Consider the following 14,682-nt stretch of genomic DNA (forward strand, 5'->3'; position numbering starts at 1 on the left):
AAACGAAAAAAGAATATATTCTTTACGATTGGAGAAATAGCATTTAATCAAAGTAACCACTACATTCCATAATACAGGAATAACTCTTATTACTATTCTGAATCGATTGCCTTAACCTACGACAAAGACGTTATATCCAGAGAGAAACCAACTGAGACTGGAGTTGCATTTTTAACTACATCAAATTGGTTCAAGAAAAACCCTTTTCAAAAACGTTGGCAAACAAATACACTATAGAACAATATACCGTTTCTTATAAGAAATAATTGAAAAAAATAAATAATAGCCTCTGATTTACTTCATTCAACAGGAAAAGTAAATCAGAAACTATTATTTTGCACTTTTTTTGGTACGCACTTTTTACTTATACATTTTAGTTTTTTTAGTTAAATTGTTTGTTTACAAAATTGCTTTACTTAAAAATGAAATAGTTTAAATATGTTTTAGACTCCTCCTGTAACAACATATACAGAAATAACGCTTGTAAGAACTGCTATTAATGAAATCATTAACACACCTCCACTTCCTTTTTTTGAAATCAACGTTTGCAAACAAATAATTTTCCTTAGGTAAAGAATAACAAACAAGGGCCGAAAAATAAAGTAGTAAACGTGAAAAGTGCGAAATTGGCATTAAAAACAAATAAAATATTCACTTTTTTATTAAAAATATGAATTTTCTACTCGTTTCATGCTATAATCGCATAAGAAGGGAGAGAAAGTCTTGAATATCATAGAAACATTACGTTTTTTCAGACTGAAATTGAAGTTAACTCAAAGAGAAATGATGTCTGAATATACTGATCCCTCCACCTATTCTAAAATTGAAAGTGGTAAACGCTCTCTTAAGGTAAATGAATTAGAAGAAATCTTAAATCAAACTTCAATTAGTGTCGACGAATTTTTTAGTTTCACAACTTTTGATAAGCGCCAACAAGATTTCCGAGAGATTTTTTATTACTGCGGTGCTCATCTAGAAAATAAGAGTACCAAACAAAAATTACTTAACTATTATTTTTCATTAGAAGCCAACAATAAAAAAACACTGCGAGAATTATCAAATTATATTGGGATTAAAAACTTTTTCAATGCGCATTGGGAAGAAGTTGATTCTGTAACTTCTGAGGAAATAACAAATATTTTTGAAGATTTATTAAATAAATCTTTTTACCTTCAATATGACTATATTATTACTGCAAATCTGGCTCGCTTTTTCAATGCAAAACAATCTGATCTATTACTTGCACGGATGTTTCCGATAAAATATGAAGAACAACGAGATTTTACAACTAAAAAATTTGCTCATAATATCCTTATCAATTTAATATCAATGCGGTTATATGCAAAAGACTATGAGAGCGCAGAAAAATATATAAAACTTGCAAAAAAGCAAGATAAACAGAATGAAAATTACAGTTTTAAATTAAACCTCCAGTATCTAACTAATCTGTTAAACTATATTATTGAAGGTGAGCCTGTTTATATGGAACGTGTGTATGATTTTATACATTTATTAGAAAACACAGGTGATACGTTACAAGCCGAACAGGTAAAAAAAGAAGTGAAGATGCTGATACATGAACGAGACAGTGAAAAAATGCTAAATAACTATGCAGTCGGGTTATTAAAAGAATCTTAGTTTACGTAAAAATAAGAATATCCCATCTCTTTCAAGATGGGATAAGGAGTATTACTCGGATTGAGTAAAATGAAAATACTATTAGGGTATATTTATAATACTACACAATGTTATAAATATCAACCCTTTAGTTAATAAATATTTTTAATTGCACTTCTATTTATAAACTTACTTTTCTATTTATTTGATGCGTTGTACGTCACTCAGGTTCAACAACTGCATTTTTTTGCCTATAAACGTCATTTTTTATGATTTCCTAAAAAATAGTTTGCTTAGAAAAATAAAACTCTAAAGACTCTTATACTTCCTCTTCCTCAATTTTCCTTATCACTTTAGCTGGACTTCCTACTACGATTACATTATCTGGAACATCTTTTGTCACTGTAGAATCCGCAGCAACAATCGAATTTTCTCCAACTGTAACCCCAGGTAAAACAGTCACATTTGTTCCAAGCCATGCATTCTTCTTAATACGTATAGGCTCTACTTTGATTCCGCGTCTATTTTTAGGAGAAATCAAATGATTAACTGTGATTAACCTAGATCCTGGACCAATTAAAACTTGGTCCTCAATCATAATGCCTCCTAAATCTACAAAGGTCACATTTTGATTTATAAATATATCTTTTCCAAACGTGATATGCTTGCCAAAATCACTGTAAAATGGCTGTGAAACTGTTACTGATGAAGCAATTGTTTGGCCAGTAATTTTCTCTAAATACTGTAAGATCTCTTCATTAGGATAATATTGCGCATTCAGCATCATGATCAGTTGCTCGTTCTCTTTTTTTATCAAATGAATTTCGTTGAATAGAGGTGAATCTTTTAAAATCTCTTTCCCTACAATTTTCTTTTGTAAATCACTATCTGTCATTCCTTTTACCTCCTAGTGTCCTTTTAATTTATACTATCTAAATTATACCTGAATCGTTTATACTTAACTAATACTAATAACTTATACGCAACTATTCTTTTTAGTTATAGGAAGGAGTATTACATGGAACTTCGTGTGTTAACTTATTTTTTAACTGTTGCAAGAGAAAAAACAATTAGTAAAGCTGCTGAGGTTTTACATTTGTCTCAGCCAACTCTGTCAAAACAATTAAAAGAATTAGAAGAAGAGCTAGATGTTACACTATTTATCCGAGGAAATCGATCAATCACGTTGACAGAAGATGGTATTTATTTAATGAACAGAGGAAAAGAAATTCTAGCTTTAGTTGAGTCAACAACAACAAACCTTGTCAAAAATGATATCATAACTGGAGAAATAACAATTGGCGGAGGAGAAACACAAGCATTTACGTTTATTGGAACTATTTTGCATAAACTAAGAGATACCTATCCAGAAATTGGCATACATCTTTATAGCGGAAATGCTGATGATGTCTTGCAAAAAATTGATAAAGGGCTAATAGATTTCGGACTTGTTATTGATCCTGTAGAAAAGCAAAAATATGACTATCTACGTTTACCTGTCATTGATCATTGGGGGATTTTAGTCAATAAATCAAATTCTCTAACAAAGAAAAGTTCAGTCACACCAAATGATCTTAAGGACACTCCCTTACTCATTTCAAATCAATCACTAGTTGATAAACAACTGTCTGAATGGTTTGGAGGAAATATCGAACTCCTTAATGTTGTTGGTACATATAACTTACTTTATAATGCCTCACTGCTGGTAAAAGAAGGTGTCGCAAGTGCCCTTTGCATTGACGGTATTGTGAATACGGCGAATACAAACCTAACCTTTATTCCCTTTTCACCAGCATTAACTGCGAATATCACTATCGTTTGGAAAAAAGATAAAATTTTTTCACGTGCTTCAAAAGAATTTTTACGTCTACTAAAATTGGTTTAATTCTCTCTGCCTCAACTTATTAAAGAATCAAATCTGTACTTTACAACAAATTTTTACTTCATTTGAAATGGTTACATTTTTAAAAATCTATTCGTTAAGGCTTATTTAGACTTAATGAGAAAATAAAAAACAGCTATAAATACCAATAGTCAGGCATTTATAACGGCTCTATACTTTCTGATGTTGGTGAACAATCACCGGCATCTTTTTTTATTTTTTTATACAAACTATTAGAAAAGACACCCTGATAACCTTTAGAATTAAGTCGACTAAAGCCGATATGCTGAACTATTTAGCCCACTCCTGTCCTCATTGTGGTGCCAAAGAAGACGGATCGATTATTCGTTGGAACTTTACAACGGGTCTGATTTTAGTCAATGATGTTTCTGAATACCAAACGTATTTACGCTTATAGAAACAACCTTTCTTCTGTCATTCTTGTGATAGAACCTTTGTCGCTGAAACAAATCTTATCGAAAAGTGTTGTTCGATCTCGAATAATGTAAAGCTCTCGATTGCCAATCGTTTAAGAAAAACCACGACTATGAGCGAAATTGCCCGTCAAAAAAAGTCTCCGTTTCTTCTGTGTATCGCGTATTGAAACAGTTTTACGAACCGAAAAAAATCAATCGACTCACCTTGCCAGAAGTCCTTCCTTCCGTGCCTATTTAACAGAAATAGAACTCGTAGATCTGTTACTTGCTTATGATGAAAATTTGAAAGCTGGCTACACCTGTTATCAGAATTTTCTCTATGCCATACAAACAAGAAATTACACACGGTTTCATGCGTTATTAGAACAAGATCATTCTAGGCTTCCAGCTTATTATCAAACGACCATTACTACCTTTAAAAAAGTTCAAACGGGCATTAAAAATGCGTTGAATTTGCCTTATTCCAACGGACCATTAGAATGCTTGAATAACCATATAAAAGTATTAAAGAGAAACGCCTATGGCTTCCGTAACTTCTATAATTTTAAATTGAGAATTACTTTATGCTTTGGCACTGTTCTTTTTCAATCAAATAGAAAAACCTAGAGGAATTTCCCTCTAGGCTTCATTAGTGATTTAATTCTTTGGAATTCTTCACCAACATTAGTTGACAAAGAGCCTATAAATACCAATAGACAGGTATTTATAACTGTTTTTACGTTTCAACTTTTCTTCTCACATTTACTAAAAATGGAGACGGCGGGAGTCGAACCCGCGTCCAAACACATTGTCACTTAAACTTCTACGCTCATAGTCATACTATTTTAAGGCTTCGCTGAAGTTTATGCCGCATAACAGGCCCAAACTCTCGCTAGTCTGATGTTCTCTTCTAAATTTTACAGACTGAAAAATTTAGCGTATCCCACTTAATTTGAGACCCTTACCCGAGCACATGGGCGATGCCGGGAGGATCTTCACCCGCTGTTTTTACGCAGCTAGAGCGAAAGTATTGTTTTCGTTTTTAGCAGTTATATTTAACTGTAACGTTTTTACGTAGACGTAACCTACGAAACGCAATTCAAGCTCAACTATGCCTGTCGAATCCGTAACGTCCCCGTTAAGATTAAATAGCATAATATACGCTTTTAATAGTATAACATAATTTTCTGGCATTTTAAAGGATCAGCTTTTGTTTCTTTACCTTTCTATTACAGCCGAATAACACTCTTTGAGTAATTTCTGGACAAAAAATTAATGCCCCGTTCCAAAAGTATTGACTAGAATCGTTCCAATAATGATAAAACCAATACCAATAATTGTTGGTGTATTGATCTGTTCTTTCCAATATACAACCGAAAAAATCGTGATCAAAATAATTCCAATCGCTCCCCATAATGCGTATGCTACATTTAAAGGCATATATTTTATTGCTTTAGATAAGCTATAAAAACAGACAAGATACGCAACCAAACATTCAACTGATGGCAATAATTTGCTGAATCCATCTGTCGCTTTTAATAAATTTGTCGCAATAACTTCGCTTATTATAGCGATAAAAAGATATCCATACCCTATCAAAAAAGTTTTCCTCCTCGTCTACTTGCAACAAATACTGTTTCATAAAATCGTTCTTAAAATTCAAGTATATTTCTAACCTGGATATCATCCACTCTATCTATGTTTAACATTATCTCAAGTAAAAATAGCTTAAGCGAAAAGCTTGCTCGTACTCTCCTAAAAATCTGTATCTTTTAAAAGCGTTTGAACAAATTGCTCTAAGTACTCCTGATCTATTTCATCATAACCATGTGTTACGGAACTATCTAAATCTAAAACGCCAAGTAATTTTCCGTCCTTGACCATTGGTACAACGATTTCGGATAGAGCAGCTGAATCACAAGAGATATAATTTTTATGATTTTTTACATCATCAACTATCAATGTTACACACTTTTCTGCGGATTCTCCACATACACCTTTTCCCATTTTAATTCGGGTACATGAAACTTTCCCTTGAAAAGGACCTAAGACTAGTTCTTCTCCATCAAACAAGTAATAACCAGCAAAAACGGTATTAGGTAATGCATCTGCTAGTAGTGCAGAAGAATTAGCAAGATTAGCGATTTTGTCATGCTCAATTTCAATAATCACGGCTTGTTGTTGTACTAAAAGTTGGTATGTCGCGCTCTTTTCCTCTTTGGTTTTCCACATTTTCAGTTCACACTCTTTTCTATGTTTTATAAATAAGAAATTTATTAATTGTTACTTATTATACCATAGACTTATTATTTCTTTTCACTATCGGTTTCTGCTTATAAAATTTGAATACTACCTTTTACCTGCTTGATATAGTGAAGCTGTTTTAACATACGGTTTTGTTTTTTTATTCGGTAATATATTCATACTCTTCATAGCAAATTCAAACGAATTCACACTTTTTTCAAGCTTTTTTATGTTTGATTTAATCTGTTAAGGGTATAGTTTAATCATGGTAAACAGCCAATAACTTTGTGGATGAACGTGGTGTTAAAACTCTTTGAGGACTAACGGATGTTTATTCTCGACCTGATGAGGTGTAGGTTCGAATCCTACCGTCCACGTATGTGCAGAACTTTTGCACTTGATTTATATAGTTGTTATTTCTAACTGAAAGGAAGGATGTTCTATGAAAAAAATATTCGTTACAGGAGCAACTCTATCGGCAATCACTATTGCTGCCTATTCATTTTTGAAATATACACCAAAACATCAACATGACTATGGTAAATTATAATCAAAAAGTTGTCCTGATCGATTTTTGTTCAAGACAACTTTTTTATGTATATTTTTGATAAGCATCTCGCAAATAATATCAAGTTAGTTATTTAGAACCAAGAGATATTCTCCTTCTTCTTCGCTGTCTATTTATTAACAAATAAGTAAAGGTAAGAACGAGTATCAAAATTCGTCCTTACCTTTTGCTATTTTTTATTGAAATAGATCTAGTTCGTCAGATCTTCTCCATTCGTCGCAATCACTTTTTTGTACCAGTCAAATGATTTTTTCTTCGAACGGTTCAAGGTGCCATTTCCCTCATTATCGCGGTCGACATAGATAAAACCATAGCGTTTTTTCATTTCGCCTGTTCCGGCAGAGACAAGATCGATACAGCCCCATGTTGTGTACCCTAATAAGTCGACGCCATCTAGCTCTACCGCATCTTTCATCGCTTGGATGTGCGCTGCTAAATACTCGATTCGATAATCATCAATCACATTGCCATTTTCATCTGGTGTATCAACAGCACCTAAGCCGTTTTCAACAATAAATAATGGTTTTTGATAACGATCGTACAAGTCATTCATTGTCACACGCAATCCTAACGGATCAATCTGCCAACCCCATTCGCTTGCTTCTAAATATGGGTTTTTCACTGAAGCGAAAATATTGCCGGCTGTTTTTTCATTGACTGCTGGATCTGTTGATTGCACACGAGATGAATAGTAAGAGAATGAAATAAAGTCTACCGTATGTTCTTTCAGTAGTTCCAAATCACCTTCTTCAATCGGTAATACAATCCCGTCACGTTCTAACTCTTTCAGTGCATATGCTGGGTATTCCCCACGAGATTGCACATCGATAAAGAAGAAATTCTCACGATCCGCTTTTTTCGCTGCCCAAACATCTTCTGGTTTACAAGTATAGGCATAGTTTGTGCCTGCCGCTAACATACAGCCCACTTGGTTTTCTGGATCGACTTCATGCGCAATTTTTGTTGCGATTGCACTTGCCAACAATTCATGGTGAGCCGCTTGATATTTGACTTGTTCTTTGTTTTCGCCTTCTTCAAAGTAAAGACCAGCGCCCATAAACGGTGCGTGTAAAATCATATTGATTTCATTGAAGGTCAGCCAATATTTTACTAAGCCTTTGTATCGGTTGAAAATCGCGTGACATAAGTTCTCATAAAAGCCAACCATTTCACGGCTGCGCCATGCGCCATATTTCTCTACTAAATGCATTGGACAGTCAAAGTGCGTAATGGTTACAAGGGGCTCTATATTGTGTTTGCGGCATTCTTTGAACAAATCCTCATAGAACTTCAAGCCTTCTTCATTCGGCTCTGTTTCGTCTCCTAGAGGGAAAATACGACTCCAAGCAATCGATAACCGGTACGTCTTAAAACCCATTTCGCCAAATAGTGCAATATCTTCTTTATAACGATGGTACATATCGATCGCATTTTGAGCTGGGTAAAAATGGTCCTCATCAAACGCAAACATTTTTTTCTCGCCTGTGATCACTGGAAAACGATCTGGTCCAACAGGTGCTAGATCTACATTCGCTAACCCACGTCCGCCTTCTTTATAGCCACCTTCACATTGATTGGCAGCTGTTGCGCCGCCCCATAAAAAATCTTTTCTAAATGCCATTTCATTCATCCTCCACTAATTTATTTGAATAAAAGTCTTATTAACGAATGACTTTCATTACTTGTTCTCCTGGTTCAGCCAAAGTTTTAGTTAAAGTAATAATATCACCAAAATCAGTTGAATTTGTTAAAACAACAGGCGTAATTATATTATAGCCTTTTTCAGCGATTTTTTCTAAGTCAAATTCAATAAGTTTGTCCCCTATTTTAATGTTTTGACCTTTTTCAACAAAGTATTCATATCCTACACCATTTAATTTAACAGTATCGATCCCAATATGAATCAAGAGCTCCAAACCAGAATCACTCGTTAAACCAATTGCATGTTTGGAATCAAACACTGCAGTTACTGTTCCTGAAACTGGTGCATAGACAACACCTTCTATAGGCTTTACTGCAAAACCTTTTCCTAAAATTTCTTCTGAAAACATTCCGTCTTCAACTTCTTTCAAGTCCACTACTTCACCTTTGATCGGTGTGACAACTTCTGTGATAACATTCTCTTTAGAAATGGTGTTTCCTTCGCTGTTTTTAATCGTTGTTTTTGAAGTTTCAGTCACTGGGTCTCTGTATAAAATATAGGAAATGACAAATGAAAGCACAATACTGATGGCTGCACCAATACAAGCCATATATAAATGTTTCAGCGTATCATCACCAATATAACTTGGCAGTGTCAATAAGCCTGGTGAACCTCCAGTAAAATTCTTAACACGTGTGATGCCCATAAATAAACCACCGAATCCTCCACCAATCATTGCTGCATATAAAGGTGTTTTAAATCTCAAGTTAACCCCATATAAAGCAGGCTCTGTAATGCCAAACAAACCTGTTAGACCAGCGGAAGCTGCTAATTGTTTAATCGAAGAATCTTTACTTTTCACACCTACAGCCAAAGAAGCAGCTCCTTGACCTAGGTTCGATGCTAACATTCCTGGATAGATCACGCTATCATAGCCGCTTGTCATACGATTGTTAATCCCGATCGGTACTAAACCGTAATGTGTTCCTGTTGCTACAAATAATGGTGTCAACGAACCAATAATCGTTGGAACTAACCACGGACTAAAGTTTTCCAATGCTTTGATTCCATTTGAAATGGCGTCACTAATGAAATAACCCAACGGTCCAACAACTACTAAAGAAACAGTTCCAACAATTGCAATCGTAATCAACGGTTTACTAAAGAATTTGATTGCTTTAGGTGATACTTTATCCGCCATCGGTTCAACAAAAGACATAAACCAGACCGCTAAAATAATCGGAATAACTGATGATCCGTAGGTTACTGCAGATATTGGTAATCCGAAAAGATGAATACCACCTTCACCAGCTTCCTTAATGGCATTCACCATTCCAACAAAGTTTGGATGTAACAAAATCCCTCCAACCATCATAGCTAGATACATATTTGTTTTAAATTTCTGGGCAGACGATGCTGCTAACAGAATAGGTAAAAAGTAAAATGCAGAATCTGCCATAAAATCGATAATAATATATGTTTGTCCTGTTTTGTCGATCGCATTAAAAACAACTAAAAGAGACAAAACAGCTTTTAACATTCCGGCAGCAGTAATCGCCGGCAAAATAGGTGTAAATATACCTGTAATCGTATCTATAATTTTCGAAGCTGTACCACGTTCGTCCTTTTCATTCGCTTCAACGTGCTCTCCATCTAAGACAGGTATTTCTTTTAAAATTTCTTTATAGACACTGCTTACATCACTACCAATAATTATTTGGTATTGTCCACCTTTTGAAACAACCCCCATCACTCCATCTGTTTGTTTCAATAGGTCTGTTTGTGCTTTTCCTTCTTCTTTCAAATTGAAACGTAATCTTGTAGCACAATGTGTTAAACCAGAAATATTTTTCTCTCCACCAATTTTTTCAATAATCGTTTGAGCTAATTCTTGATAATTCATCATTTATCCTCCTAATTTTAAAAGTTTAATCTTAGAGTTAATTAATTTTAAACAAGTAATAGACTTTTACTATAAACAGAAATCCATAAAAAAATACCTAAGAAACCTCTCATTTAAAAGAGATTTTTCTTAGGTATAGCCTGCTTTGACGCAGTAACAATCCTTTAATTGTTGGTTATTCTTCTGATATGGATAGTCAGATAAATCATCTCATCCTCTTGCAGATCTCGATCAAATTCTTTTCCTATATACTCACGAATTTTCAACGCACAAAGGTATTCTTCTTGGTACTTTTCCTTTAACATAAACAAGAAGCCTTCATCTTTATCTTTATCCAATTCTATTCCACTAAACAAACGTTGAACAAAAAACTTCAAATGGGTAATAAATCGCTCATAATTTAGCGTGTATTCATCCAAATCGGTCTTATAATGATATTTCACAATATTAATGATTTTTTGAATGACTTTTGTCATTTCAGACACTTGACTCACTTGTGACAAATCTAGTTCTGCATTTACGATATGTAATGCAATAAAACCAGCTTCATCTTCTGGAAGTGAAATATTCAGTCGATTGGATATGATATTCAATGCTTCTTTTCCGATTAAATATTCATGATTATAAAAACGCTTGATTTCCCAAAGTAGTGCGTTTCTAACGGGGAGTCCACTATTATGTCGCTCAATTGCATAATCGATATGATCAGTTAATGTAAGATAGATATTTTCATTCAACTTTTTGCCTAAGGAAACTTTAGCAAATCCTATAATTTCATTAGCAACCTGTAAATGTTCTAAACGAACATTGGAAAGTAGTTGAGTGAGCTTATTTGTATTTAAATCGGGATTACTTGTATATACTTTTTCAACAAGAACATCCTCAATAACATCACCGACATTTTTTTTAAAGCCAATACCTTTCCCCATCACTAGTACTTCATTATTGTCAGCATCAAGAGACTTTACAATATTATTGTTGATTACTTTTTTTACTTTCATAATATCTCCTCAATGAGATTAGATCAGCTAGCTAATTAATGTTAACAAAAAGAAATAAAGTATAGCCTGAACATTCAGTAACAATCTTGATTTCTCTTGTTATTAAAACATGAAAATAAAGCGTTGTCAACAAAGTGAAAAACATCTTTTAGCTAAAAAAAAGGTGACTTCTATTCAATACTATCATTACTTACAATAAATAGACATTAGCAAGACAGATTTAGTTATTCTATCTTGCTAATAATAGTTGTATATCAATACAAGTATTTACTTTTTAGTCTTTCTAATAGTCCATTATCTAGTTCTAATTCTTCTTTTAAATAATCAGTTATCGTGCCATAGTGCTTTTCTACGGTGTTGTAAGCCCCATCCAGATAATCTTTTCTCGTTTGCTGCAAAGAACTTAGAAACGCTAACACGTCTTCATTTTCTGTATATTTTTTGTAGATAGCCATTCTTTTTGCATTTCTTGGCGCATTCATTTTATCTGTTAGTAAATAATCCTGATAGATTTGATCTTTGTCAACTCCTAAAGCACCTAAATATAAAGCCGCTGCCCAGCCTGTTCGATCTTTTCCACCTTGACAATGAAAGATCAGTGGAGTTACATCGTCTTCTAAAAGCTTTTTAAAAAATTGCTTATACGCTTTGATTGCATTTGTTCCTAAAACTAGCTGCTCCATTTGTTTGATCATTACATTTCGATTTTTGATCAGTTGTTCCTTACCTTCTTGAGTTTGAACCATTATTTCTAATTGAGCTATCTTCTCTTCATCTTTCCTTGAAACAGATTGCGTACTAGCTTGCTGTGCAATGTCTGCATGAGGATTGAAATTGAATACCTCACTTGTCCAAATCAATTTATTTGGATCTTTGGATATTTCTTCTGGTGAACGAAAATCAACAATTGTCTTCACTCCCATTCCCACAATATAGGCTTGACCCGTCTCCTCTATTTGATGTAAAGCATCTGAACGATAAACATTTCCCCAGCGTGTTAAACGGTCTTCCTTTGTATAATAGCCTCCCATGTCACGACAATTATATAAATTATTTAAAGGCAAGCGCCGTTCTGCTCCGATAAATAACTCTGAATCTATTTCTAATTTAAAATAAAGGCGTGTTTTAGGATTAGGATCTTTAAAACTTTGCCATCCTTTTCTTGCAAATTCGATATAGCAAGTATTATTTATTACTGAAATGTCAGTTCCATAATAAATTTTAGCAGGAAGTTCTGCTACCTCTGGTATATAGATTGATAATTGATCGGCATCTCTTTTCACTTGAAGTGTTTGCATTTTTCACGCTCCTAAAGTTTCTCAAGGTTTGCTATTTCTTCTGCAATCCCTTGACTATCTAATTTTTTCATAAATGGCAAATACAGTAATAATACCACAACAAATTGAATCAGTTGAACGACTAATCCTTGCCAACCTGCTGCCATAAAACCAGATAAGAATGTCGGTAAATTTTTAGGAACATTAACACTAATAACTGGTAGAAAACCAATAATCGTTGCCAAGTAAGCAATTCCTACGCAAACAGCTGCTGAAAGAGTCAAGGGAATAAAAATGACTGCATTCATAATCATAGGAATACCAAATTTCATTGGTTCAGTGATTCCAAATATACTAGGAACTAAGGAAATTTTCCCGATTGATTTAAACTTTTCACTTCTACTCATCCAAACTAAAATAACTGCTAATGCTAACGCTCTTGGGCCTTTAAATGCATCTAAGAAAAATGAGTTAATAATGTTTGTAGCTGCTTCTCCTGCTGCTACTGCTTCCATATTTGCATATGCTTGTGTTGTAAATAAAACTGCAATCACAGAACTTACTACCATACTTCCATGAATACCGAAGAACCACAATAATTCTGATAGAAACATAATAAATAACGCTGAACAAACAGATCCACCTAAAGCTTCTAGTGGTGTTTGTAGATTAGTATAAATAAAGTCATGAATATTCCCAAATTTAGTTTCAGCAAATGCGGTACTGATCACGATAGCAACGATAAAAATAATTGCAGCAGGAACAATTGCTTCAAAAGTCTTAGCGATTGCGGTTGGTACACTATCAGGCATTCTAAATGTAATGCGTTTTTCCACCATCTTAGCAAAAATCCAAGTGACAACCAACGCTACGATCATTCCGACAAAGATTCCTTTTGATCCTAGATAAGTCAATTCAAAAGCCAATACAGGTTTTTCTTTTCCAATATCAAAAGCAGTTATTGGTGTTAAAACGAAGAACGTTGCTAAAGACAAAATAATCGAAGCAATCGTATCCCCTTTTTTCTCTCTTGCCATTGCACAAGAAATACCAATAATCACGTAGATTGTAATTAAATTACTCGAAATAGACGTTCCCAAAGAACAAGCTTTCAAAACAAGCTCAGGTAACCCCGGAATCATGCCAATTATCGTTGTAAGACTTCCTACTATTGTAATCGGCAAGGTCATCATCATGCCGTTCGCTATACTTTTAACAAACGTATTATTTGAAAACTTATTGACAAAAACATTCAATCCGTTAATAAATGAACTTTTTTTTGTTTCAGACATTCGTCTTCCTCCTTTAACTACCCCTAATTAGGTGCAATAACCTCTTGAGCCTTTTTAAAAACTTTTTCTCCATTCATCATGCCATAATCCATCATTTCAATGACAAGTACTGGAATATCTGGATATTCTTTTTTTACATCCTCCAGTTGATAACCAACTTGAGGACCTAATAGAATAATATCTGATCCCAATACTTTTTCTTCTAATTCACTAAGTCCACAAGCAGAAATATCTGCATCAATTCCTTGTGAGTCCGCATAATCCTCCATTTTTTTAACTAACATTCCTGTTGACATTCCGCCTGCACATGCTAATGTAATTTTCATCCTAATCATCCTTTTTCATTTAATTTTTTGCATCTTCTTTAAATAATATACGCAATTGTTGCAGTTCTTCATGTAAATCAATAAATTCTTTTGTAAAATCTGTGGCTGTTATCGCCGCCATCATGTGATCTTGTGCATGAGTCAAAAACATATTAGCTGTTTCTTCTGGATGACTCGCAAATTTTTGTAAAATATCTGTATGATGCTGATGAGCAACTTTTAAATTTTGTTTACTCTCCTCAAATATTTTTTTCGCACTTGCTATTTCTCCACCTTTTGCCTCTTTAATTGCATTCATTGCCAATGACTTGGCATTACCTGCGTAAACAATAATCTGCATTACATCTGTCTCTGAAATCATTTGTCTTTCTCCCTTCAAACACTAAATAAGTTTTCATAGTTATATATGCAATAATCATGCCAAACAATTGAAATGCTGATCGACTAATAATCGTTCTATATGTGTTTCGCAATCTATAAAAATAAAACACATTTCTATTCATCTACAAAACAC

General features: G+C 33.9%; 13 protein-coding genes, 1 other RNA gene and 1 pseudogene. 4 read left to right on the top strand and 11 right to left on the bottom strand.

Annotation, left to right across the window (positions count from 1 at the left end):
* The first annotated feature begins 723 nt into the window (after positions 1-723).
* Positions 724-1,638: a helix-turn-helix domain-containing protein gene (locus tag IGJ34_RS08920; RefSeq protein ID WP_069654735.1), complete on the top strand. Its 915-nt coding sequence runs from the start codon at positions 724-726 to the stop codon at positions 1,636-1,638.
* 298 nt (positions 1,639-1,936) lie between these two features.
* Here the strand turns inward: IGJ34_RS08920 and IGJ34_RS08925 are convergent, their stop codons facing one another.
* Positions 1,937-2,512 (bottom strand): DapH/DapD/GlmU-related protein, encoded by a 576-nt coding sequence (locus tag IGJ34_RS08925; RefSeq protein WP_069654734.1) that lies wholly within the window; start codon positions 2,510-2,512, stop codon positions 1,937-1,939.
* 123 nt (positions 2,513-2,635) lie between these two features.
* On the opposite strand from IGJ34_RS08925, the gene IGJ34_RS08930 reads away from it, so the two are divergent.
* The 3 genes and pseudogenes from IGJ34_RS08930 to IGJ34_RS08940 form a co-directional block, all read left to right on the top strand.
* On the top strand, positions 2,636-3,502 hold the full coding sequence (locus IGJ34_RS08930) for a LysR family transcriptional regulator (protein WP_206834792.1): 867 nt from the start codon (positions 2,636-2,638) through the stop codon (positions 3,500-3,502).
* Between the two features lie 280 nt (positions 3,503-3,782).
* Positions 3,783-3,917 carry a hypothetical protein gene (locus tag IGJ34_RS08935; RefSeq protein WP_276205058.1) on the top strand — a complete coding sequence of 45 codons (135 nt, stop codon included), beginning with the start codon at positions 3,783-3,785 and terminating at the stop codon, positions 3,915-3,917.
* Between the two features lie 238 nt (positions 3,918-4,155).
* Positions 4,156-4,542 (top strand): annotated as a pseudogene (locus tag IGJ34_RS08940) (transposase); the annotation flags it as partial.
* 142 nt (positions 4,543-4,684) lie between these two features.
* On the opposite strand, the gene ssrA reads toward IGJ34_RS08940, so the two are convergent.
* The 10 genes from ssrA to IGJ34_RS08990 all read right to left on the bottom strand — a co-directional run bounded on the left by ssrA (position 4,685) and on the right by IGJ34_RS08990 (position 14,529).
* Positions 4,685-5,052: a transfer-messenger RNA gene (gene ssrA / locus IGJ34_RS08945) on the bottom strand.
* 135 nt (positions 5,053-5,187) lie between these two features.
* Positions 5,188-5,511: a DMT family transporter gene (locus tag IGJ34_RS08950; RefSeq protein WP_069654915.1), complete on the bottom strand. Its 324-nt coding sequence runs from the start codon at positions 5,509-5,511 to the stop codon at positions 5,188-5,190.
* 159 nt (positions 5,512-5,670) lie between these two features.
* Positions 5,671-6,147 (bottom strand): GAF domain-containing protein, encoded by a 477-nt coding sequence (locus tag IGJ34_RS08955; protein ID WP_206838704.1) that lies wholly within the window; start codon positions 6,145-6,147, stop codon positions 5,671-5,673.
* Positions 6,148-6,917: 770 nt separating this feature from the next.
* Positions 6,918-8,348: a 6-phospho-beta-glucosidase gene (locus IGJ34_RS08960; protein WP_430597253.1), complete on the bottom strand. Its 1,431-nt coding sequence runs from the start codon at positions 8,346-8,348 to the stop codon at positions 6,918-6,920.
* 40 nt (positions 8,349-8,388) lie between these two features.
* The gene (locus IGJ34_RS08965) at positions 8,389-10,272 is read right to left on the bottom strand and encodes a beta-glucoside-specific PTS transporter subunit IIABC (RefSeq protein WP_430597254.1); all 1,884 of its coding nucleotides are present in this window, start codon (positions 10,270-10,272) and stop codon (positions 8,389-8,391) included.
* A 164-nt stretch (positions 10,273-10,436) separates the two neighbouring features.
* Entirely contained in the window at positions 10,437-11,273 is an 837-nt protein-coding gene (licT, locus tag IGJ34_RS08970; protein WP_069654713.1) for a BglG family transcription antiterminator LicT, read from the bottom strand.
* Between the two features lie 254 nt (positions 11,274-11,527).
* Positions 11,528-12,571, bottom strand: a complete 1,044-nt coding sequence (locus tag IGJ34_RS08975; protein ID WP_430597255.1) for a tyrosine-protein phosphatase — start codon at positions 12,569-12,571, stop codon at positions 11,528-11,530.
* A gap of 11 nt (positions 12,572-12,582) precedes the next feature.
* Positions 12,583-13,842 (bottom strand): PTS sugar transporter subunit IIC, encoded by a 1,260-nt coding sequence (locus IGJ34_RS08980; protein WP_430597256.1) that lies wholly within the window; start codon positions 13,840-13,842, stop codon positions 12,583-12,585.
* Positions 13,843-13,865: 23 nt separating this feature from the next.
* Positions 13,866-14,168, bottom strand: a complete 303-nt coding sequence (locus IGJ34_RS08985) for a PTS sugar transporter subunit IIB (protein WP_206850417.1) — start codon at positions 14,166-14,168, stop codon at positions 13,866-13,868.
* Between the two features lie 19 nt (positions 14,169-14,187).
* On the bottom strand, positions 14,188-14,529 hold the full coding sequence (locus tag IGJ34_RS08990) for a PTS lactose/cellobiose transporter subunit IIA (RefSeq protein ID WP_430597257.1): 342 nt from the start codon (positions 14,527-14,529) through the stop codon (positions 14,188-14,190).
* Positions 14,530-14,682 lie beyond the last annotated feature (153 nt).

It is taken from the genome of Enterococcus sp. AZ177, assembly GCF_050544585.1.
Lineage (GTDB): Bacteria > Bacillota > Bacilli > Lactobacillales > Enterococcaceae > Enterococcus_L > Enterococcus_L plantarum.